Origin of the sequence: Nocardia sp. CA-145437 (assembly GCF_050956485.1) — a bacterium.
Classification (GTDB): domain Bacteria; phylum Actinomycetota; class Actinomycetes; order Mycobacteriales; family Mycobacteriaceae; genus Nocardia.
The window spans coordinates 2759356-2779753 of record NZ_CP191204.1 but is presented as its reverse complement, the minus strand read 5'-3'; the positions used below and the strand labels follow the sequence as shown (position 1 = coordinate 2779753).

Sequence of the window (20398 nt, the reverse complement as noted above, 5' to 3'; positions counted from 1 at the left end):
GCCGGCACACCTGATCGCGCGACTATCCGTTCCGGCCCAGCGAGACGAGGACGGCCACGAATTCGCGTGCGAAGGACTTGCGGGTCAGCAGACGGGTGGTCCGCGCCCCGGTGACTTCGGCCCGCAACCCCAGCCGCCGAGCCAGCCGCCGCGTACGCAATACGTGAAAATCACTGGTGACCACCGTGATTCGCGCCACGCGCGGGTCGATGCCGAGCGAGTCCAGTTCCTCGGCGGTGAACCGCAGATTCTCCTCGGTGTTCCGGGACCGATTCTCCGCGACGATGCCCGTCGCCGGAATCGTGTGCGCCACAAGGTAATCAGCCATCGCCATCGCCTCCGGCACGGTATCGCGGCCGCTCTGCCCGCCGGAAACGACCACGAGCGGCCTGCGCCCCCGCTCGTCCCGGATCACCTCGAGCGCCCGATCCAGCCGCCGGGCCAGCATGGGCGAGACCCTGTCGCCGCGCAGCCGGCAGCCGAGCACGACCACCACCTCCGCGCCCGGCCGCGGCGCCCGCCGGGCCCGCCCGAGGGTGTATCCGGTGAATCCGAGGAACGGCGCCACCACCACGGCCCCGGCCCACAGCACGACGCCCCGAAACATCCGCACCCGGTCACCCCTCCTGACAACGGCTCCAGCATCGAATACTCGCGCACCGGCCGATCGAATGCCCGCGCACCGCATCGACGGTAGTCCCCCGCCGCCGCGCCGCCATCGCCCCGGGCCGAGCACGATCCGCGCAGGTGCTCATGACCCGTGATCGCGGCTCGCGGCGACTGCGACCCCGGTCATGGATCGGGTATGGAGCGCGGCACCGCCGTGACCGTGGCCGAATACGGCTCGATCGCGCCGGTCGCGGTGCGCAGGCGGGTCGCGGCGATGCACTGACCGGGCCCTGACCTCGGGTTAGCATGACGCAATGGCATTGGGCACCTATCAGCCGCCCTGGCTGCGGACCGTTGACCTGGGTGAGCGGTTCGGCGCACTCGTCCAGTGGTGGGCGCAGCCGCATCGGGTGCGACGCGGGATCCAGGCCTATCGCGATCTGCTCGCGGTCACCCCGGCGTGTATCGCCTACGCGTTCACCCTGTTCATCACCTGGTGGACGCTGCGCGGGGCGAGCGACATCGTGGGCCGGCGGCTGATCTTCTCGGCCTCGACGAATCTGCGCAATATGCAGCGGGATCCGATCCAGGTGCTGGTGGCCTCGGCCTTCTGGACCGATGGCGGCTTCCCCTGGGGCGAGATCGTCATCCTGATCACGTTGATGGCGCTGGCCGAACGGTGGCTGGGTTCGCTGCGCTGGATCGTGGTGGTGGCGATCGGCCATGTCGGGGCGACCCTGATCACGGTGCTCGGCATCGCGCACAAACTGGACAAGCAGCTGATCCCGACCCGGGTGGCGTTCGCCTCGGACGTCGGCCCCAGTTACGGCATCTCGGCCATGCTGGCGGTGCTGGCCTTCCGGTTGCGGGGTCCGGCCCGCTGGATGTGGGCGCTGGCCATGTTGGTCTGGTACGGGTACGGGGTGTGGCACGGGCGCACGTTCACCGACTACGGCCATTTCTTCGCGCTGCTCATCGGTTTCGCGGTGGGCGCGGTCGCGGTGGCGCTCTCGCACCGGCTGATCGCGGTGCGCGAGCGCAAGGCGGCGAAGCGGAATCCGGCCGCCACCGGTGGGACGCGACCCACCGATACGGCCGGAAACAACGCGAATTCAGCTGGGGACGGGATCGATCCGCCCGCGGTCGCGTTGGACCAGCCGGATGGCGGGCTCGACGACGCGGGCCGCGATCGGGCCGAGCACGGCCATCATTAGTACGTAGGCCGAGGCCAGCGCCGCCAGCCGTGGATCCACCCCACCCACCGAAACCGCCAGCCCGGCAATGACGATGGAGAATTCGCCGCGCGCCACCAACGCCGCGCCCGCGCGCGCCCGGCCCATCCGCCGGATCCCCTGCCGCGAGGCCGCCCACCACCCGGTGCCGATCTTGGTCAGCGCGGTCACGACGGCCAGCAGCACCGCCCAGCCCAGAACCGGCGGAATCGCGGTGGGGTCGGTATTGAGCCCGAAGGCCACGAAGAAGATGGCCGCGAACAGGTCTCGCAGGGGTTCGAGGAGTTTGGCCGCCTCCTGGGCGGTGGATCCGGAGATGGCGATGCCGAGCAGGAACGCCCCGACCGCCGCCGACACCTTCAGCGCCGAAGCCGCGCCCGCCACCAGCAGCGCCGCGCCGAGCAGCTTGAGCAGGAACACTTCCCGGTCGTTGCTGTCCACGATGGCCGACACGTAGCGGCCGTAACGCAGGGCCACGATGAGCACCACGGTGATCGCCACCAGCGCGATGGCCAGCGATCGCAGTCCGCTGGCGAAACTCAGCCCGGCCAGCATCATGGTGAGGATCGGCAGATACACCGCCATGGCCAGATCCTCGAACACCAGGATGGACAACACCACCGGCGTCTCGCGGTTACCGAGCCGCCCGAGGTCGTTGAGCACCTTGGCGACGATGCCCGAGGACGAGATGTAGGTGACGCCGCCCATGGTCACCGCGCCGACCGGGCCCCACCCGAGCATGAGCGCGACCACCACGCCCGGCGTGGCATTGGCGACGATGTCGAGCAGACCCGCCACCCAGGAGCGGCGCAGACCGGTCACCAACTCGGCGGCGGTGTACTCCAACCCGAGCAGCAGGAGCAGCAGGACCACGCCGATCTCGCCGGCCATGTGCCCGAATTCGGTGGCGGCCTTCATCTTCACGATGCCGCCCTGACCGAAGGCCAGGCCGCCCAGCAGATAGAGAGGGATCGGCGACATGCCGAAGCGAGCGGCCAGCCGGCCCAGCATGCCGAGCGCGAACAAGATCGCGCCGAGTTCGAACAGGGCTAGGCCGGTCGAGTCCACCGGGCTCAGCCGTCGGCCAGGATGCGAGCGGCCGCGTCCAGCCCGTGCGGAGTTCCGACCACGACCAGGATGTCCCCGGAGTCGAGCACCTGATCCGGACCCGGCGACGGCTGTACCTGCCCCGCCCGCATGATCGCGACGATGGACGCCTTGGTGCGGGTCCGCATGGCGGTCTCCCCGAGCATGCGCCCTCGATACGGCGAGCTCCCGCTGACGCTGAGCTGCCGGGTGGTGATCCCGGGTAGGTCGGAGTGTTCTTCCCTGAGCTGCTGCACCAGCTGCGGCGCGCCCAGCAGGTTGGCCAGCACCGCGGCCTCGTCCGGGGTCAGCGGCACCTGCGCGATACAGGCGTCCGGGTCGTCGCGCTGGGAGACGATGAGGTCGATTCCGCCGTCCCGGTGCGCGACGACTCCGATCCGCCGGCCCGATCTGACTTCGAAGTCCTTGCGGACACCGATACCGGGCAGGGCAGTCACATCGACGTTCACAGGTCCAGATTAGGACAACCCGCTCGAATCGCGGGGAGCTGCGTCCGGGGCGTGATCAGTTCGCTTCCAGCGGGGCGAAGCCGCCGTCGGGTCCGGGCACGAAATCGGTCACCGCGGTGACGGCCGCCAGCGGCAGCGGGCCGTACAGGTGGGGGAACAGCATGGAATCCGGATCGGTGGGCACACCCGGCTCCCATTTCACCGGCGAACCGAGCGCGGCGGGATCCAGGTGCAGCAGCACCAGATCGGTCCGGCCGGCGAAGAGGCGATTCGCGGGCAGGTGCGCCTGGTACGGGGCCGACAGGTGGATGAATCCGGCCTCGGCCAGCGACGGCGCGCGGTATTCGCCTGCGGCGCGGGCGCTCTCCCATTCGTCGCGGGAGCAGATGTGCAGCAGGGTGGCCGGTGTCGTGTCCTGTTCGATTCCCACCCGTCCAATCTAGGCGAGGGCGGCCGATCCGCATCGGCTCGGCGCGACTCGGTACGGCTGGGGCCGGGCCACCTGCGGGCCGACGTCGTTTGATGGCGACCCGGGCGGGGGCGAGGCGGGCGGCGGCGCGTCCCGCGGCGACCGGCGGCCATCGCCACCGTCCAGCAGGACCTTATTCCGACCCGCGTCCCCGCCGTGCGCGTCGAGCTCTCTCTCGACACCCACCCCATCTACGAGATGTTCGGCGCGGTCTTCGGCGTCGAGGACGTGCGCTTCTCGATGCCGCGGTCCCGCATGGAATTCCAGACCGTCACCTTGGAAACCCCACTCCCCCAGGCGAATCTGTCCTGGAAGGGCCAGTCGCCCGGACACTTCGGCCGCGCCCACCGCGGCCGCCACGCGGTGCGATCGCGACGGTGCCTTAGGCAGGCGCGACGGCGCGGTCGTGACAGTGCGCGCGGCGTCGGGTGATGGTTCGGCCATCCGTGCGCGGAGTTACCGGAACTCCCTACCGACCCTGAACCAGCTCCGGTAGGTTTCGGCGCGTCGATGCTGGTCAGCGCGGCGGACCGGTCATCTGGTAGACCGTCAGGTACGACTTCACGTACCCGACCGTCCGAGGAACCATGAACCCCTCCACCATCATGTCCGCGCGCGACCTCGAGTTCCTGCTCTACGACTGGCTCGACGTGGAGTCCCTGACCACCCGGGACCGCTTCGCCGACCACTCCCGCGACACCTTCGACCAGGTGCTGCGCCTGTGCCAGGACCTGGCCGCGGCCTACTTCGCCCCGCACAATCGCGAGAACGATCTGCACGAGCCCAGCTTCGACGGCGAGCGCGTGCACATCATCCCCGCCGTCGGCAAGGCGCTGCGAGCCTTCGCCGACGCCGGAATGATCGGCGCGGCAATGGATTACGAGGTCGGCGGGATGCAGCTGCCGCACTCGGTCTACACCGCGTGCATGTCGTGGTTCCACGCGGCCAATGTCGGCACCGCCGCCTACGCGCTGCTGACCACCGGCAACGCGAATCTGCTTGCCGCGCACGGCAGCCCGGAGCAGATCGACGCCTACGTGCGCCCCATGCTGGAGGGCCGCAGCTTCGGCACCATGGCGTTGTCGGAGCCGCAGGCCGGGTCCAGCCTGGCCGACATCACCACCCGGGCCGTGCCCGCGGCGGACGGCTCCTACCGCGTGTTCGGACACAAGATGTGGATCTCCGGCGGCGACCACGAACTGTCGGAGAACATCGTGCATCTGGTGCTGGCCCGGATCCCGGGCGCGCCGGAGGGCACCCGCGGCATCTCACTGTTCGTAGTACCGAAGTTCCTGCCCGACGCCGACGGCGAACCGACCGTGCACAACGATGTCGTGCTGTCGGGCATCAACCACAAGATGGGCTGGCGCGGCACCGTCAACACCGCGCCGGTGTTCGGCGACGGCAACTTCACCCCCGGCGGCGAGCCGGGTGCGGTCGGCTATCTGGTGGGCGAGCCGAATCACGGTCTGGCGCAGATGTTCACGATGATGAACGAGGCCCGCATCGGCGTCGGCCTGGCGTCCACCGCGCTCGGCTACACCGGCTACCTGAAGTCGCTCGACTACGCGCGCACCCGCCCGCAGGGCCGCCCGGTCAGCGCCCGCGGCGGCGCGCAGGTCCCGATCATCGAGCACCCGGACGTGCGGCGCATGCTGCTGGCGCAGAAGGCCTATGCCGAGGGCGCGCTGGCGCTGCAGCTCTACTGCGGCAAGCTGGTCGACGAGCACCGCACCGCGGCAACCGAATCCGGCCGCGAGCGGGCGGGCACGCTGCTGCGCATCCTGACCCCGATCGCCAAGTCCTGGCCCAGCCAGTGGTGCCTGACCGCCAACGACCTGGCCATCCAGATCCACGGCGGCGCCGGCTACACCCGCGACTACGACGTGGAACAGCACTACCGCGACAATCGCCTCAACCCGATTCACGAAGGCACCCACGGCATTCAGAGCATGGACCTGCTCGGCCGGCAGGTCACCCTCGACAACGGCGCCGCCCTGGCGGCCCTGCTGGAGACGATGGCGGCCACCGGCGCCGCGGCCCGCGGCGCGGGCGACGCCGAGCTGGCCGGATTCGCCGACGCCCTGGAGGCCGCCATGGGCCGGCTGGCCGCCACCACGGCGGGCCTGTGGGGCACGGGCAACCCCGAAGCGGCGCTGACCAATTCGGCGGTCTATCTGGAGGCGTTCGGCCATGTGGTGCTGGCCTGGATCTGGCTCGAGCAGGCGGTGGCCGCTCACGCGCTGCCCGAGTCGGCCTTCGGCCACGGCAAGCGACTGGCCGCGCGGTACTTCTTCCGCTGGGAACTCCCCCGCACCGCACCGCAATTCGACCTGCTCGACTCCGGCGATCGCACCACCGTGGAACTCGACGAATCCTGGTTCTGAACACGCCGAGCGGCGCGGCCGTTCGCGATGGGCGAACGATGCAGGAAGGGCATACCCCCTGATGGTATCGAGGCCCCCGGTGAACTCGAGGTCGCGCCGGTCGCGGCCAGGTCTCCGATTCAGCCGCCTTGATTACGGTTTGCTGGCGCGCAGGGCACGACAGCCAATCGGAGTGTGAGTGTCGGTGCGCCCGGGTAGTCTCCCGATAGACAACTCGATCAGCGTGTTCGAACGGGAGGTTCCTCCGTCCTAATGGGCAGTCACCAGGACCTGTTCGCTTTCAGCGAAATCCCAGGTCGTGTTACTGAAAACACACGGGAAACTGCACGGGAACAAAGTCCTCTCGCCGAACGTCTGACAGAGTAGTCAACAAGCCACTGCTGGGAAGTAGCGGTAGCGAGGTTCGCGGAATGGTCCGCGGGCCCCCACACCAGGCGAACGGTGCGTGAACACCCAGAGCCAGGACGGAGGAGTCATGCCAGGAACCCTGACAAGCACCCCACTGACCGCGGTCGATCGTTGCGACCGCTGCGGGGCGGCTGCGCGCGTGCGCGCGACCTTGCCCGCAGGTGGAGAGTTGCTCTTCTGCCAGCATCACGCCAATGAGCACATGGACCGTCTTCGTGAGCTCGAGGCCGTGATCGACTCGGAGTCGGCACCGGCGCTGTAACAGCTCCTCCCAACTCACGACAATTCCATCTTCCCAACAGAAAACCCCGAAAGCGGGCGACCGGCAGGTCGCCCGCTTTCGCTATGCATGGCTGCTATAAAACGTGGTAGCGATCACAACTGTGGCCGAAGACACGTGAAAAGTACTGCGCGCAACGCGAGAAGCGTCATGTGCGCCCGACAAGTCCGGCCGGGTACAACGGATGGGTGCCGCAGACCTCGCAAGCCACCTACCTGCTGGATCGTCATATGGTCGCGCTCTGGACGTGGACCGGCCACGGTCCCGGACCCGCGCCGCGCGAACTGGGTGAGGTGCAGACCCTCGCCCTGGCCGTCCCGGACCGCGACGGCATCGGCGTCGCCGACGTGGAATGCGCTCTGGTGGAACCGGAACGGTTATGCACTCTGGCTATCGCCAATCCCGGCGAATCAATACATCGGTTACGCGAAGCCCTCGACGACGGCCTCGAGATCCGCCTCCTGCCCACGGCCGCGCACGCCGTCCCCAACGCCACCGGAACGGCCGTGGTGTCCGCGGCCCGGACCCTGCGGGCGCTGCGCGACACCGTCGCGCTGAGCGCCGAGCTGCGCTCCGGGCTGAAGGCCGAGCTACGGCCGTATCAGGCGCGCGGCATCACCTGGCTGCGTGAGACGACCGCCACACACGGCGGCGCGGTACTGGCCGACGAGATGGGCCTCGGCAAGACCGTGCAGGCCATCGGCTACCTCCTCGGGAAGGCCGGAGACGGGCCACAACTCGTAGTGTGTCCAACATCACTGGTCGGCAACTGGACGCATGAGATCGAGCGATTCGCACCCGGACTGCGGGCCGTGGCCTGGCGCGGCGGCGACGCCCCGGACGCGGACGCGGGCGCCATCGTGGTGACCGGCTACCCGACCCTGCGCGGGCACGGCGAGGCCCTGGCCGGGCAACGCTGGGCGAGCGTCGTTTTCGACGAGGCTCAGGTGCTCAAGAATCCGCGCACCCAGGTCGCCAAGGCGGCGCGGGCGATTCCCGCCGACGCGCGCATCGCGTTGACCGGCACGCCGGTGGAGAACCACCTCGACGAACTGTGGGCGCTGCTGAACCTGGTCGTGCCCGGCGAGTTCACCCACAAGGCGCAGTTCCGGCGGCGGTTCGTGCGGCCCATCAGCGAGGGCTCGGCGAATGCGGTGCTGCGCTTGCGCGACGCCCTCGAGCCGGTTGTGCTGGGGCGCCGCAAGACCCAGGTCGCCGCGACCCTCCCGCCCAAGATCCACACCGACCTGGTGTGCGACCTGACCGCGGAACAGGAACGGATCTACGACCAGCTGCTGGACCGCGCCGAGGCCCAGGGCTTCGGCAGCGGCGCGCAACGGCACACCCGGGTGCTGGCCGTGCTCACCGAACTCAAGCAGGTGTGCAATCACCCCGGGCTGATCACCGGGGACCTGAGCGAATTGGCCGGGCGCTCCGGCAAATTCGACGTCTGCTCCGACATCCTGGCCGGCAACCTCGACAACGACTCCCCCACACTGGTGTTCACCCAGTACCGCAAGACCGGCGAACTGCTGGTCCGGCACTGCGCCAAGGAGTTCGGGGTGGCGGCGCCGTTCTTTCACGGCGGACTGAACGCCGAGCAGCGCGCCGAGATCGTCTCCGGCTTCCAATCCCCGGATGGCCCACCGATCCTGGTGCTGAGCCTGCGCGCCGCGGGCACCGGCCTGACCCTCACTCGGGCCGCCGACGTCGTGCACTACGACCGCTGGTGGAATCCGGCCGTGGAGGCGCAGGCCTCCGATCGCGCGCACCGCATCGGGCAGACCCGCACCGTCACCATCACCACCCTCACCTCGGGCACCACCATCGAGGAGCACATCGCGGGCATGCACGACCGCAAGTCCGCGCTCACCGACCTCACCGACGCGGCGGGTGTCGCCGAACTCGCCCGCCTCGACGACGAACGACTGCTGGGACTGCTGCGCCGGAAGCGGGGGAACTGACATGGCCGACAACGAATTCGGATACACCGCCTGGGGCAAGGACTGGGTCCGGCTCGCGGAACCGTTGAACCTCACCAAACCCGAGCCGCTGCTCCCCCGCGCCCGCAGTATCGCCCGTAACAACGGCGTCCGCACCGAGATCGAGGGCACGGTGGTCCGGGCCCACATCCACCGCGGCTCCGAAGCCTCGGTGACCCACCTGGAACTGACCTCGTTCCCGCGCTCCACCATCGACGCCATCGCCGCCGTGGTCCCCGCCGACAGCCTCACCCTCAGCGACGATCTGCACGCCGCGGTCCTCGCCGCGGGCATCTCGGTCACCCCGATCCTCGCGGCCACCGACTGCTCCTGCCGCGCCCGCAACGCCCGCTGCCTGCACATGCTGGCCGCCTGCTACGCGGTCGTGCGGCTGATCGACGAGAACCCCTGGCTCGCCTTGGATCTGCAGGGCTACCGCCTCGACCCGCCGGCCGCCGACGCCGAAGCCCCGATCTCGATTCCTCGCTGGACGCCTATCGACGCCCTCGACCCGGCGGTGTTCTTCGGCTGAGCAATCAGCCGTCCTTCACTGAGCGGCGGCAAGACGTGCCGATGGGGGTCGCCGCGCCACCCGGCGGGCCCAACCGCGCTGTGCGGCAATGGGTTCACCAGCGCCGGCCGGGGTGGCCGTCCAACCACGCTTCGGACCTGAGGGGCCGGTCAGCGGCGGCAGTCCGGCCTACTCGGGGCGGCGGGCGCGGAAGCGGAAGTAGGTTGCCGCGCTGTGGACTTCGATGTCGGTGAAACCGACGCGGGCGAGGCGGGCCCGCATCGTCTCGGGCGGGACCGGGACGCAGGTGTCGCCGAGGTGGATGAGGCGGAAGGTGAGGCGGTCGATGCCGTCGCTGCCCGCGAAGACGCCGCCGGGGCGCAGGACCCGGAAAGCCTCGGCGAAGAGCTCGTCCTGCAGGGCGGGGGTGGGGACGTGGTGGAGCATGGTGAAGCTGAGCACGGAGCTGAACTCGGTGCCGGGCAAGGGCATCGCGGTGGCGTCGCCCTCGATGATCCGCATCGTGCCGGCCTTGCGGGTGCGCAGGCGGGCGGCCAGGGCCGGGTCGATCTCGAGGCCGGTGAGGGCGGGGACGCGGGCGCGCAGGGTGTCGACGTTCGCGCCGTAGCCGGGTCCGATCTCGAGGGCGTTGTCGCCGAGGTCGATGTCCCGCAACGCCCACGGGACGATCTGGTTCGCGCTGGCCCGCTCCCAGGTGCTCGAGCGGCAGAGAAGCTGGTGAAAGTAGTTCATCCCCATGGCCATAACGCTAGAACGAGGCATGCATGGCCGCGAGGGACTACAGTGACAGATTATGTCGCCAAACGGTCAGACCCGGGTGCTGGCCCCGCCGCCGGGGCCGACCGCCATGGTCTTCGGCCTCGGCACACTGCCCGCCGGGTACTGGTTCGACGAACACGAGCATGAGCAGCACCAGATCGCCTGGGCCGCACAGGGAGTGCTGACCGTCGAGACACCGGGCGGACACTGGGTGCTGCCGCCGACGCGCGCACTGTGGATCCCCGGCGGGACGGTCCACCGGACCGGCACCCTCGAGGGCGCGATCATGCACGGCATCTTCCTGACCCCCGATCAGTCGCCGGTGCACTATCCGGACCCGGTGATGCTGCGCGTGGATCGGCTCCTGCACGAACTGTTCCTGCACCTGACCGCGACCACCACCACCGACGCCCAGCGCGAGCGCACCGAGGCGGTGGTGTTCGACCTGCTCGATCCGGTGGAGGTGATCCCCATCGGCGCGCGCACCCCCGAGGAGCCGCGCACCCGCCGGGTCGCCGAGCTGCTGCGCGCCGACCCGGCCGACCAGCGCACCCTGGCCGAACTGGCGGACGCGGTGGCCACCAGTCCCCGCACGCTGGCCCGGGGCTTCCTCGCCGAGACCGGAATCACCTTCGGCCAGTGGCGAACCCAGCTCCGGCTGGCCGCCTCGCTGCCCTTGCTGGCCTCGGGTCTGCCGGTCGCCCGGATCGCGGCCCGGGTCGGGTACTCCACCCCGAGCGCCTACGTCGCCGCCTTCCACCGCGAGGTCGGCGTCTCCCCGGCCCGCTACTTCACCCGCTGAGCGTCGCACCCCGAACCTGTCGGTCCTCGCGGCTATCGTCGGGGCATGGCGAAGTCCACGTACACGTTCACCGCCGAGCTCTGGGAATGGGAAGCCCAGGCCGCGTGGCACTTCGTGAGCCTGCCCGAGGCCGTCACCGACGAGATCGACGAACTCTACGGCCACACCGCCGCCGGATTCGGCTCGGTCAAGGTGAAGGTCACCGTCGGCACCAGCCGCTGGTCCACCTCGATCTTTCCCGACAGCAAGCGCGGCACCTACGTACTGCCGATGAAGAAGGCGGTGCGCACCGCCGAGGGGCTCGCGGCGGGCGACCCCGTCGTCGTCGAACTACGGATCGCCTAGCCACGCCGCCACGGCGGGATGCGGTCCGCGACATGCGCTCTCGTCACGGACCGGCGGTTCTCGCCCGGCCCTCGCCCCGGGACCGGCCTCAGCCTCACCTACCCCGCGCGCCAGGTTCACGCCGGCGTTGCCGTTCGTCCCATCCGGCTCGGCCGGTCACGTCGCCCGGCCGCGCGCCGATGTCTCGATCAGTCGGCGACGAACACCGTCATCGAGATCGGCGGGGTCCGCACCTGCGGTGGATGCCGGCCGAGATCGCGCCGCGATGACCGGATCCGGCATCGTCACAGACATGTCGGGACGCGGTCGGCGACAAGTGCTCTCGTCCGTGTCGGGCGCGGGACGCCCGGCTCAGACCCGGCGCAGGGCGGCGATGCGCTGCGAGAGTTGGTCGGCCGTGGCCAGCGCGGTGGGCGGGCCGCCGCATTCGCGGCGCAGGTCGCCGTGGATGACGCCGTGCGGTTTGCCGGTGCGGTGGTGGTGCATGGCGACCAGGCTGTTGAGTTCGCGGCGCAATTCCCCCAGGCGGTCGGCGGTGGCGGCGCGTTCGGCGGCCGCCTCCACGCCGGCCCCGGACGGGCGGGCCTCGGCGGCGGCGCTGCGGTCCTGGAGTTGGCGGGACTGGCGTTCGCGCAGCAGCGCGCGCATCTGGTCGGCGTCGAGCAGGCCCGGGATGCCGAGGTAGTCGGCTTCCTCGTCGCTGCCGGAGAAGGTGGCGGTGCCGAAGGAGTCGCCGTCGTAGATGACCTGGTCGAGTTCGGCGTCGGCGGCGAGGGCGATGAACTTCTTCTCCTCCTCGCCCGGCTCGTCCTTCTGCTTGTTGGCGTCGATGAGCAGTTCGTCCTCGAGACCGTCGGCCTCGCGGTGCGGTTTGCCGATGACGTGGTCGCGCTGCAGTTCGAGCTGCGCGGCCAGGTCCAGCAGCACCGGCACCGACGGCAGGAACACGCTCGCGGTCTCACCGGCCTTACGGGCACGCACGAAACGACCGATGGCCTGCGCGAAGTACAGCGGGGTGGAGGCACTGGTGGCGTACACGCCGACCGCCAGCCGCGGCACGTCGACGCCCTCGGACACCATGCGCACCGCGACCATCCACGGGTCGGTGTTGTTGCTGAACTCGCCGATGCGGTCGGAGGAGTCCGGATCGTCGGACAACACAATGGTCGGTTTGGTGCCCGAGATGTGTTCCAGCAGTTCGGCGTAGTCGCGCGCCTTCTCCTGGTCGGTGGCGATCACCAGCCCGCCCGCGTCGGGCATGCCGGTGGCGCGCAACTGCCGCAGCCGGGTGTCGGCCGCGGTGAGCACCTTCGACATCCAGTCGCCGGCCGGGTCCAGGGCGGTGCGCCAGGCCCGCGCGGTCTGTTCCGCGTTCAACGGTTCACCCAGGCGCGCCGAGTACTCCTCGCCCGCGCTGTCCCGCCAGTGCGCCTCGCCGGAATAGGCGAGGAACACCACGGGTCTGACGACACCGTCGGCGAGCGCCTCGGAGTAGCCGTAGGTGTGGTCGGCGCGTGACTTCTCGAACCCGGACTCGTCGGCCTCGTAGGTGATGAACGGGATCTTGGAGTCGTCGCTGCGGAACGGGGTTCCGGTCAGGTGCAGGCGGCGGGTGGCGTCGCTGAACGCCTCCTCGACCGCCTCACCCCAGCTCTTGGCGTCGCCGGCGTGATGGATCTCATCCATGATCACCAGCGTCTTGCGGTTCTCGGTGCGCACCCGGTGCTTGAACGGATGCGACGCGATCTGCGCGTAGGTGACGACCACGCCGTGATAGTCCGACGAGGTGGAACCGGTCGAGTTGGAGAAGTTCGAATCCAGCTGGATGCCGGTGCGCGCGGCCGAGGCCGCCCACTGATGCTTGAGGTGCTCGGTGGGCGCGACCACCGTCACCTGGTCGACCGTGCGGTCGTTGAGCAGCTCGGCGGCCACCCGCAACGCGAAGGTCGTCTTACCCGCGCCGGGCGTGGCGACGGCGAGGAAGTCCCGTGGCTTGGCAGTCAGATACTTCGTCAGCGCCCTGCGTTGCCATGCACGTAGCGAACCGCCACCACCCGAAGTCACTCGGAAGAGATTAGCGAGTGCGACCGACTGCTTTCCAATCCGACACAGCCCCTTCGAGTGCCGCACGACACATTGCGGGTCCCATCCCATTCGAAGCCCTGGTAGGCGATGCTTGGACCACGATGAACGCGCACGACGAATCTCCGCAACACGCCGACGCGTCCCCGCCCGGCGCCCCCGTCGTGCTCGCCGACACCCGCTGGGGTCGCACCCGGCAGCTCGTGACGCACGTCGCGGTCAAGGCGTGGGGCGACTCCATCTTCGCCAAATCCGCGGCGGCCGCCTTCTGGCAGACCCTGTCGCTGGCCCCGCTGCTGCTGGGTCTGCTCGGCAGCCTCGGCTATGTCGGGCACTGGTTCGGGCCGAACACCGTGAGCATCGTGCAGTCCAAGATCGTGAGCTTCGCACGGAAGGCGTTCAGCCCCAGCGTGGTCGACACCCTGGTCCAGCCGACCGTGAACGACGTGCTGCAACGCGGTCACGGCGGTGTGGTGTCGGTGGGCTTCGTGCTGTCGCTGTGGGCCGGGTCCTCGGCGATGGCGACCTTCGTCGACGCCATCACCGCCGCGCACGGCCAGGCCACCGCCCGCCACCCGGTCTGGCAGCGCATCTTCGCGCTGCTGCTCTATGTCGGCTTCCTGGTCGTGGCGGTGCTGATCCTGCCGCTGATCGCGCTGGGCCCGACCCTGATGGGCCGGGTCCTCCCGCACGGCTGGCGCGAACCGGGTCTGCGCCTGATCGACGCCTTCTACTACCCGGCCACCGGTCTGCTGCTGATCGTCGGGCTGACCTTCCTCTACAAGACCGCGCTGCACCGCACCCTGCCGTGGCATCGCCTCTTCGGCGGGGCACTGGTCGCGGGCGTCTTCTTCATGGCCGCCAGCGAGGGCCTGCGCCGCTACCTGGCCTGGATCACCCGCACCGGCATCTCCTACGGCGCGCTCGCCGCCCCGATCGCCTTCCTGCTGTTCACCTTCTTCCTGGGCTTCGCGATCATCCTCGGCGCGGAGTTCAATGCCAGCGTCGAGGAGTTCTGGCCCGCGCGCGCCACCCGCTGGGATCAGCTCCGCGACTGGTGGCAGTCGCGCAGACCGCCCGCGCCGGAATCGAGTGATCCGGAGCCCGGGCGATCACCTGAGCCGGACGGGTCACCCGGGCCGCAGTGCCGCGAACCAGTCCAGTAGTTCGGGGCGGTCGACGGCCCCGCGCGCGACGACCTCGCCGGGATCACGGCCCTGGAAGAGTTTCTTCAGCGGGACTTCGAGCTTCTTGCCGGTCCGCGTGTGCGGGATGCCCGGGGCGGCGATGATCTCGTCGGGTACGTACCGCGCCGAGAGTTCGCTGCGGATGGCCGTATTCACCCGGTGGCGCACCTCGTCGGTCAGCTCGGCGCCGTCGGCGAGCACGACGAACAACGGCATCCAATAACCGCCGCCGGGCTGCTCGACGCCGAGCACCAGCGCGTCGGCGATCTCGGGCAGGGCGCTCACGGCTCGGTAGATGTCCGCGCTACCCATGCGAATCCCGTTGCGGTTGAGGGTGGAGTCCGAACGGCCGTGCACGATCACGCTGCCGCGTTCGGTGCGGGTGATCCAGTCCCCGTGCCGCCACACACCGGGGTAGGCGTCGAAGTACGCCTCGCGGTATCGGGCGCCGTCGGGGTCGTTCCAGAATCGCAGCGGCATCGACGGCATGGGCGCGGTGATCACCAGCTCCCCCACCTCGCCCCGGGTGGGGCGGCCGTGTTCGTCCCAGGAGTCCAGCGCCACACCGAGATAGGGGGCGGACAGCTCCCCGGGCCAGACCGGCACCGTCCGCACGCCGCCGCAGAAGGCCGACACCACATCGGTGCCGCCGCTGATCGAGGACACCGGCACGTGCTCACCCACGGCGTGGCGCACCCAGAGTGAGGACGACGGCGGCAGTGCCGCACCCGTGACGCCGACCGACCGCAGGGCTGACAGGTCGTGGTCGCGGCCCGGTGCCGCGCCGGCTTTCTCGCAGGCGAGCAGGTATCCGGGGCTGGTGCCCACCACGGTCGCGCGGGTGCGGGCCGCCAACCGCCACAATCCGTCCGGCGTGGGGTGGGCGGGGCTGCCGTCGTAGCAGACGATGGTGGCCCCGACGAGCAATCCGGCGACCTGGTAGTTCCACATCATCCAGGACGGGCTGGTGTACCAGAAGAAGGTGTCCTCGGGCCCGATATCCGATTGCAGGGACAGCGATTTCAGGTGTTCGAGCAGCACCCCGCCGTGCCCGTGCACGATTCCCTTCGGTTTTCCGGTGGTGCCCGAGGAGTACAGGACCCACAGCGGGTGGTCGAAATCCACTGCCACCGTGTCGATTCCGGACCCGGCCCACTCCATCGAGGCGACGCTGTCCCAGGTCAGGGCTCCGTTCACCGCGAGCCCGAGCCGGGAGACCGCCACGGTCGCCCGCAGGGTGGGCAATCCGGCGCGCAATGCCGCGATCTCGTCGCGCTTGTCGTGCGCCCGGCCCGCGTACCGGTAGCCGTCGGCGGTGATCAGCACCGTCGGCTCCAGTTGCCCGAGCCGGTCGAGCGCGGCCTGGGCCGAATAGTCCTGCCCGCAGACACTCCAGATCGCGCCGATGCTCGCGGTGGCGAGGAAGGCGATGACCGTCTCGGCGATATCGGGCAGGTACCCGGCCACCCGATCCCCGGGTCCGACACCCAGGGTGCGCAGCGACCGGGCGAGCGCGCCTGTGCGCGTGAGCAATTCCGTCCAGGACAGCTCGCCCGGCGGGGCGTCCTCGCGCAATGTCACGATGGCGGGCCGGTCGGTGCGCGCTTGCCGCACCACCTGATCGACGTAGTTGACCGTGGCGCCGGGGAACCAGCGGGCTCCCGGCATGGAGTCGTCGGCCAGCACCGCACCGGGCACGTCGCCGAGCTCGAACCAGTCCCACACCGCTCGCCAGAAGCCGGGCAGATCATCGACCGACCACTGCCACAGCGCTCGATAGTCGGGCAGGCGCACGCCGGTCCGCGCGGTGACGAACCGCGCGAACCGGGTGATCCGCGCGTCCTCGATGACGTCGAGTCCCGGTGTCCACTGCGGCTCGGGGCCGCCCGCCGGCGCGAAGATCCCTGTCATCGTGCGCTCCATCCACCGTCCATGGTGTACGAAGCACCGGTCACCATGCCCGCCATGTCGGAGGTGAGCCAGCCGACCAGCGAGGCGACCTCCTCCGGTTCGACGAGCCGTTTGATCGCGCTCTCGGTCAGCATGACGGTCTCGACCACCTCCTGCTCGGCGATCCCGTGCGCCTTGGCCTGATCGGCGATCTGCTTGTCCACCAAGGGGGTCCGCACGTAGCCCGGATCGACGCAGTTGCTGGTGATCCCGAACGGCCCGCCCTCCAGCGCCGTCACCTTCGACAGACCTTCGAGGGCGTGCTTGGCCGTCACATACGCGGACTTGAAGGCCGAGGCGCGCAGGCCGTGCACGGAGGAGACGTTGACGATCCGCCCGAACCGCTGCCGCTGCATGTGCGGCAGCGCGGCGCGGGTGAGCAGGAACGGCGCCTCCACCATGAGCGCGAGCATGGTCCGGAACCGTTCGGGCGGGAATTCGGTGATGGGAGCGACGGTTTGGACGCCGGCATTGTTGACGAGGATGTCGACGTCCAATTCCAGGTTCTCCAGGGCGGCGACGTCGGACAGGTCGACTTCCCATGCGGTGCCGCCGACCTCGGTGGCCACCGTCTTGGCGGCCACCCCGTCGATGTCGGCGACCCGCACCGCCGCGCCGTGCCGGGCCAGTTCCCGCGCGCACGCCGCGCCGATCCCGCTTCCGCCGCCGGTGACCAGCACCGTCCGCCCGTGTAGGTCACCCTCGCCGCGATCGCCCGGCCTCATGCGCTCACCGTCTTCGAATCAGCCTGCGTCGCGGTCTCTTCCGCGTCGGCGCGGTCGACGGCCTCGAGGTCGAGGCCCTTCGTCTCCTTCGCGCACAGCACCGCGATCACGGTCACCGCGCACGCGGCCGCCAGGTACACGGCGATCGGCACCGCGGACTTGTAGACGTCCAGCAGCTTCACCGCGATGATCGGCGCGAGCGACCCGGCCACGATGGAGGTCACCTGATAGCCCAGGGACACACCGGAATACCGCATGCGGGTGGGGAACATCTCGGCCATGATCGCCGGCTGCGCCGCGTACATGAGGGCGTGGAACACCAGCCCGATGATGACGGCGAGCAGGATCAGGGCATTGTGCTTGGAGTCCATCATCGCGAATCCGAAGAAGCCCCAGGTCCCCGCCGCCAGTGCGCCGATGAGATAGATGGGCTTGCGCCCGTATCGGTCGCTGAGCCGCCCCGCCAGCGGGATCACCAGGAAATGCACGGCGTGCGCGGCCAGCAGCCACCACAGGATCACCTTGGTGTTCGCGCCGACGTGCACCTTGAGATAGGTGATGGAGAAGGTGACGACCAGGTAGTACATGATGTTCTCGCCGAAGCGCAGGCCCATCGCCGTGAACACACCGCGCGGGTAGCGCTTCAGCACCTCGAACGGGCTGAACGAATCGGCCTTCTCCCGCTCCGCCTGCTGTTGCGCCGCAAGGAAAATGGGCGCGTCGGTGATCTTGCTGCGCACGTAGTAGCCGATCAGCACCACCACCGCCGAGAGCCAGAAGGCGACCCGCCAGCCCCACGACAGGAACGCCGCGTCCGACAGCGACGAGGTCAGCACCAGCAGCACGACGGTGGCGGTCATGTTCCCGAGCGGCACCGCCGCCTGTGGCCACGACGCCCAGAACGCGCGGCCCCGGCTCGGGCTGTGCTCGGCCACCAGCAGTACCGCGCCGCCCCATTCGCCGCCGATGGCGAAGCCCTGGATGAATCGCAGCGTCACCAGCAGCACCGGAGCCAGGTAGCCGACCTGCGCGAAGGTGGGCAGGCAGCCCATCAGGAAGGTGGCCGCGCCGACCAGCACCAGGCTCAGCTGCAGCAGCTTCTTGCGGCCGTGCCGATCACCGAAGTGCCCGAACACGATTCCGCCGATCGGGCGCGCCGCGAAGCCGACCGCGTAGGTGATGAACGCGGCGAGGATGGCATCCAGATCGCTGGTGCCCTTGGCGAAGAACACCTTGTTGAACACCAGCGTCGCCGCGGTGCCGTAGAGGAAGAACTCGTACCACTCCACGACGGTGCCGGCCATGGAGGCCGCCACCACCCTCCGGAGTGCGGCGGGACCGGTTCCCGCCTGCCGCACCGCTTCTCGGACGCTCATGCCTGATCTCCTTCACACACGGGCCGCGTTGTGACGCAGCCCACAGCACTGAAGGAGAGTATTCGTGCAGACCGAAGTCGCTGCAATAACCACTTTCGCAACCGATATCTGCAAATATGCAGAAATGAGCGCGACCTCCGCCACCCCGAGCCCCGACGATCTGCTGGTGCTGCTCGCGGTCGGCCGCAGCGGTCGATACGTCTCCGCGGCCGACGAACTCGGCATCAACCACACCACGATCTCGCGCCGCATCGCAGCGCTCGAACGGGCGCTCGGCGGACGGGTCCTGGACCGCGGCTCGGGTGGATGGGAACTCACCGATCTGGGCCGTGCCGCCCTGCGGGCCGCCGAATCCGTCGAATCCGCGGTCAAGTCCCTCACCGGGGCGCGCGGCGAGCGCGTGCTCGAAGGCGTGGTCCGGATGTCGGCGACCGACGGTTTCAGCGCCTACCTGGCCGCCCCGGCGATCGCGGACATCCAGCGCCCGCACCCTCGGATCAGCGTCGAGATCGTCACCGGCACCCGGCGCGCGTCCCCGCAGCGCTCGGGCCTGGATCTCGAGGTCGTGGTCGGCGAACCCCGGCTCCGCCGCGCCGAGGCCCTGCGCCTGGGCGATTACGTGCTGGGCCTGTACGGGTCCCGGGCGTATCTGGCCGAGCACGGCGCTCCCGCCTCGGTCGCGGACCTGCCGGACCATCCCCTGATCTACTTCATCGACTCCATGCTCCAGGTCGACGACCTGGACCTGGCCTCCGGATTCGCCCCGGCCATGCGCGAATCCATCTCCTCCACCAATGTTTTCGTCCACGTGGAGGCGACCCGGGCCGGCGCGGGCCTGGGCCTGCTGCCGTGTTTCATGGCCGACCGCCACGCCGACCTGGTGCGCGTACTGCCCGACCAGGTCGGCGTCCGCCTCACCTACTGGCTGGTCTCGCGCGCCGAGACCCTGCGCCGCCCCGAGGTGGCCGCGGTGGTCGAGGCCCTGCGCGCCCGGGTGCACGCGGAGGCCGACGCCTTGCTCGGCACCTTCGGGAAGCGGCCGAGCGCCTGATCCCCGACTACTTCATCAGGCGCAGCAGCCCGAGTTCCGGCTCGAGCGCGCCGTCCTGGCCCAGAGCGAGGAAGTCCGCCTCCACCGCCGAGCGCTCCAGCACGCCTGCCCGCACGGCCCTGTAGCGGACGAAGGACCAGACGAAGACATCGAGGTTGTCGAAGCGGGTGCCGTCCTCGACCACCTCTTCCTCGTGAAACCACACGGCCACTTGACCATTGGTGAGCACCACGTACAGATTGCCGCCGCCGTCGGCGCCGACGGAGTACACGTCGTCGTCGGTCAGCTCGGTCGAGTAGTCCGAATCGAGGATGCCGCAGTCGTTTCCGGCGAAATCGAAGGCGTAGGACCAGTCGAAGATGTCGAGGAACTGCGGCATGCGTCCCGATCGGACGCGGTCGTCGAACGCGGCCAGCGCCGCCGCGTGCTCATCGTCCAGACGGGCGAGAAACGGTGCGACGGGACGGGATTCCTCCGGGATCCGCACCGGCTCGGCGTCCGGGAACCAGCGCACCAGATCGTTGTCGAGATCGCGATCGATATAGCCGACCAGGTCGGCGGGGGTGAGACTCACGCCGGGATTGTAGGCCCCGCAAATTCAGGTGTCCCACCATCCATTGAATGTCCGTAATGTCTGTTTCGTTCTGAATCACGACCCATAGACGA

Annotated in this window: 21 protein-coding genes; 11 read left to right on the top strand and 10 right to left on the bottom strand. The window is 69.5% G+C overall.

The features are described from left to right. Positions 1-22 precede the first annotated feature (22 nt). Positions 23-607: a YdcF family protein gene (locus ACQPYY_RS12700; RefSeq protein ID WP_433594637.1), complete on the bottom strand. Its 585-nt coding sequence runs from the start codon at positions 605-607 to the stop codon at positions 23-25. 153 nt (positions 608-760) lie between these two features. Between ACQPYY_RS12700 and ACQPYY_RS12695 the strand changes: the two genes are divergently transcribed. Together ACQPYY_RS12695 and ACQPYY_RS12690 are read left to right on the top strand one after the other, a co-directional pair. Then, positions 761-892 carry a hypothetical protein gene (locus ACQPYY_RS12695; protein ID WP_433593874.1) on the top strand — a complete coding sequence of 44 codons (132 nt, stop codon included), beginning with the start codon at positions 761-763 and terminating at the stop codon, positions 890-892. A gap of 31 nt (positions 893-923) precedes the next feature. Further along, positions 924-1823 (top strand): rhomboid-like protein, encoded by a 900-nt coding sequence (locus ACQPYY_RS12690; RefSeq protein ID WP_433593873.1) that lies wholly within the window; start codon positions 924-926, stop codon positions 1821-1823. Here the strand turns inward: ACQPYY_RS12690 and ACQPYY_RS12685 are convergent. The 3 genes from ACQPYY_RS12685 to ACQPYY_RS12675 are packed head-to-tail and all read right to left on the bottom strand — an operon-like array spanning position 1722 to position 3821. Further along, complete coding sequence (locus ACQPYY_RS12685; protein ID WP_357283061.1) at positions 1722-2909, bottom strand: cation:proton antiporter; 1188 nt, start codon at positions 2907-2909, stop codon at positions 1722-1724. The genes ACQPYY_RS12690 and ACQPYY_RS12685 overlap by 102 nt on opposite strands. Positions 2910-2914: 5 nt before the next feature. Then, positions 2915-3397, bottom strand: a complete 483-nt coding sequence (locus ACQPYY_RS12680) for a cation:proton antiporter regulatory subunit (protein WP_357283060.1) — start codon at positions 3395-3397, stop codon at positions 2915-2917. A gap of 55 nt (positions 3398-3452) precedes the next feature. Then, positions 3453-3821, bottom strand: a complete 369-nt coding sequence (locus ACQPYY_RS12675) for a DUF952 domain-containing protein (RefSeq protein ID WP_433594636.1) — start codon at positions 3819-3821, stop codon at positions 3453-3455. 201 nt (positions 3822-4022) lie between these two features. On the opposite strand from ACQPYY_RS12675, the gene ACQPYY_RS12670 reads away from it, so the two are divergent. From ACQPYY_RS12670 to ACQPYY_RS12650, 5 genes are all read left to right on the top strand, one after another. Further along, positions 4023-4298 carry a hypothetical protein gene (locus ACQPYY_RS12670; RefSeq protein WP_433593872.1) on the top strand — a complete coding sequence of 92 codons (276 nt, stop codon included), beginning with the start codon at positions 4023-4025 and terminating at the stop codon, positions 4296-4298. A 155-nt stretch (positions 4299-4453) separates the two neighbouring features. Then, positions 4454-6253 (top strand): acyl-CoA dehydrogenase, encoded by a 1800-nt coding sequence (locus ACQPYY_RS12665; protein WP_433593871.1) that lies wholly within the window; start codon positions 4454-4456, stop codon positions 6251-6253. 475 nt (positions 6254-6728) lie between these two features. Beyond that, on the top strand, positions 6729-6923 hold the full coding sequence (locus tag ACQPYY_RS12660) for a DUF7455 domain-containing protein (RefSeq protein ID WP_246597932.1): 195 nt from the start codon (positions 6729-6731) through the stop codon (positions 6921-6923). 248 nt (positions 6924-7171) lie between these two features. After that, positions 7172-8905: a DEAD/DEAH box helicase gene (locus ACQPYY_RS12655; RefSeq protein WP_433594635.1), complete on the top strand. Its 1734-nt coding sequence runs from the start codon at positions 7172-7174 to the stop codon at positions 8903-8905. Between the two features lies 1 nt (position 8906). Then, positions 8907-9455 carry a hypothetical protein gene (locus ACQPYY_RS12650; RefSeq protein WP_433593870.1) on the top strand — a complete coding sequence of 183 codons (549 nt, stop codon included), beginning with the start codon at positions 8907-8909 and terminating at the stop codon, positions 9453-9455. A gap of 168 nt (positions 9456-9623) precedes the next feature. On the opposite strand, the gene ACQPYY_RS12645 is transcribed toward ACQPYY_RS12650, so the two are convergent. Continuing rightward, positions 9624-10193, bottom strand: a complete 570-nt coding sequence (locus tag ACQPYY_RS12645; protein WP_433593869.1) for a class I SAM-dependent methyltransferase — start codon at positions 10191-10193, stop codon at positions 9624-9626. A gap of 55 nt (positions 10194-10248) precedes the next feature. Here ACQPYY_RS12645 and ACQPYY_RS12640 point away from each other — a divergent pair, with 55 nt between their 5' ends. Continuing rightward, positions 10249-11016 (top strand): helix-turn-helix domain-containing protein, encoded by a 768-nt coding sequence (locus ACQPYY_RS12640; RefSeq protein ID WP_433593868.1) that lies wholly within the window; start codon positions 10249-10251, stop codon positions 11014-11016. Positions 11017-11061: 45 nt separating this feature from the next. Beyond that, positions 11062-11361, top strand: coding sequence for a DUF1905 domain-containing protein (locus ACQPYY_RS12635; protein ID WP_433593867.1), 300 nt, complete (start codon positions 11062-11064; stop codon positions 11359-11361). A 351-nt stretch (positions 11362-11712) separates the two neighbouring features. On the opposite strand, the gene ACQPYY_RS12630 is transcribed toward ACQPYY_RS12635, so the two are convergent. After that, positions 11713-13425 (bottom strand): DEAD/DEAH box helicase, encoded by a 1713-nt coding sequence (locus ACQPYY_RS12630; RefSeq protein WP_357093597.1) that lies wholly within the window; start codon positions 13423-13425, stop codon positions 11713-11715. Between the two features lie 122 nt (positions 13426-13547). Here ACQPYY_RS12630 and ACQPYY_RS12625 point away from each other — a divergent pair, with 122 nt between their 5' ends. Then, positions 13548-14609, top strand: coding sequence for a YihY/virulence factor BrkB family protein (locus ACQPYY_RS12625; protein WP_433593866.1), 1062 nt, complete (start codon positions 13548-13550; stop codon positions 14607-14609). Here ACQPYY_RS12625 and ACQPYY_RS12620 read toward each other — a convergent pair. The 3 genes from ACQPYY_RS12620 to ACQPYY_RS12610 are packed head-to-tail and all read right to left on the bottom strand — an operon-like array spanning position 14574 to position 18681. Next, positions 14574-16541 carry an acetoacetate--CoA ligase gene (locus ACQPYY_RS12620; protein WP_433593865.1) on the bottom strand — a complete coding sequence of 656 codons (1968 nt, stop codon included), beginning with the start codon at positions 16539-16541 and terminating at the stop codon, positions 14574-14576. The two genes, ACQPYY_RS12625 and ACQPYY_RS12620, sit on opposite strands and share 36 nt — an antisense overlap. After that, positions 16538-17305 carry a 3-hydroxybutyrate dehydrogenase gene (locus tag ACQPYY_RS12615; RefSeq protein ID WP_433593864.1) on the bottom strand — a complete coding sequence of 256 codons (768 nt, stop codon included), beginning with the start codon at positions 17303-17305 and terminating at the stop codon, positions 16538-16540. Before ACQPYY_RS12615 ends, ACQPYY_RS12620 begins: the two co-directional genes overlap by 4 nt. Then, positions 17302-18681 carry an MFS transporter gene (locus ACQPYY_RS12610; RefSeq protein ID WP_379096914.1) on the bottom strand — a complete coding sequence of 460 codons (1380 nt, stop codon included), beginning with the start codon at positions 18679-18681 and terminating at the stop codon, positions 17302-17304. The genes ACQPYY_RS12615 and ACQPYY_RS12610 overlap by 4 nt, the downstream gene beginning before the upstream one ends. A gap of 124 nt (positions 18682-18805) precedes the next feature. Between ACQPYY_RS12610 and ACQPYY_RS12605 the strand changes: the two genes are divergently transcribed. Further along, a complete protein-coding gene (locus ACQPYY_RS12605) occupies positions 18806-19732 on the top strand; it encodes a LysR family transcriptional regulator (RefSeq protein ID WP_379096911.1) in 927 nt (308 codons plus the stop codon). 7 nt (positions 19733-19739) lie between these two features. On the opposite strand, the gene ACQPYY_RS12600 is transcribed toward ACQPYY_RS12605, so the two are convergent. Beyond that, a complete protein-coding gene (locus ACQPYY_RS12600) occupies positions 19740-20306 on the bottom strand; it encodes a hypothetical protein (protein WP_433593863.1) in 567 nt (188 codons plus the stop codon). Positions 20307-20398 lie beyond the last annotated feature (92 nt).

Excerpts from the sequence above, each read along its gene's own strand:
- ACQPYY_RS12645 (WP_433593869.1), bottom strand. The coding sequence starts at position 10,193 with ATGGGGATGAACTACTTTCACCAGCTTCTCTGCCGCTCGAGCACCTGG.
- ACQPYY_RS12605 (WP_379096911.1), top strand. The coding sequence starts at position 18,806 with ATGAGCGCGACCTCCGCCACCCCGAGCCCCGACGATCTGCTGGTGCTG.
- ACQPYY_RS12660 (WP_246597932.1), top strand. The coding sequence starts at position 6,729 with ATGCCAGGAACCCTGACAAGCACCCCACTGACCGCGGTCGATCGTTGC.
- ACQPYY_RS12650 (WP_433593870.1), top strand. The coding sequence starts at position 8,907 with ATGGCCGACAACGAATTCGGATACACCGCCTGGGGCAAGGACTGGGTC.
- ACQPYY_RS12640 (WP_433593868.1), top strand. The coding sequence starts at position 10,249 with ATGTCGCCAAACGGTCAGACCCGGGTGCTGGCCCCGCCGCCGGGGCCG.
- ACQPYY_RS12655 (WP_433594635.1), top strand. The coding sequence starts at position 7,172 with ATGGTCGCGCTCTGGACGTGGACCGGCCACGGTCCCGGACCCGCGCCG.
- ACQPYY_RS12665 (WP_433593871.1), top strand. The coding sequence starts at position 4,454 with ATGAACCCCTCCACCATCATGTCCGCGCGCGACCTCGAGTTCCTGCTC.
- ACQPYY_RS12610 (WP_379096914.1), bottom strand. The coding sequence starts at position 18,681 with ATGAGCGTCCGAGAAGCGGTGCGGCAGGCGGGAACCGGTCCCGCCGCA.
- ACQPYY_RS12635 (WP_433593867.1), top strand. The coding sequence starts at position 11,062 with ATGGCGAAGTCCACGTACACGTTCACCGCCGAGCTCTGGGAATGGGAA.
- ACQPYY_RS12700 (WP_433594637.1), bottom strand. The coding sequence starts at position 607 with ATGTTTCGGGGCGTCGTGCTGTGGGCCGGGGCCGTGGTGGTGGCGCCG.
- ACQPYY_RS12690 (WP_433593873.1), top strand. The coding sequence starts at position 924 with ATGGCATTGGGCACCTATCAGCCGCCCTGGCTGCGGACCGTTGACCTG.
- ACQPYY_RS12620 (WP_433593865.1), bottom strand. The coding sequence starts at position 16,541 with ATGACAGGGATCTTCGCGCCGGCGGGCGGCCCCGAGCCGCAGTGGACA.
- ACQPYY_RS12625 (WP_433593866.1), top strand. The coding sequence starts at position 13,548 with ATGAACGCGCACGACGAATCTCCGCAACACGCCGACGCGTCCCCGCCC.
- ACQPYY_RS12615 (WP_433593864.1), bottom strand. The coding sequence starts at position 17,305 with ATGAGGCCGGGCGATCGCGGCGAGGGTGACCTACACGGGCGGACGGTG.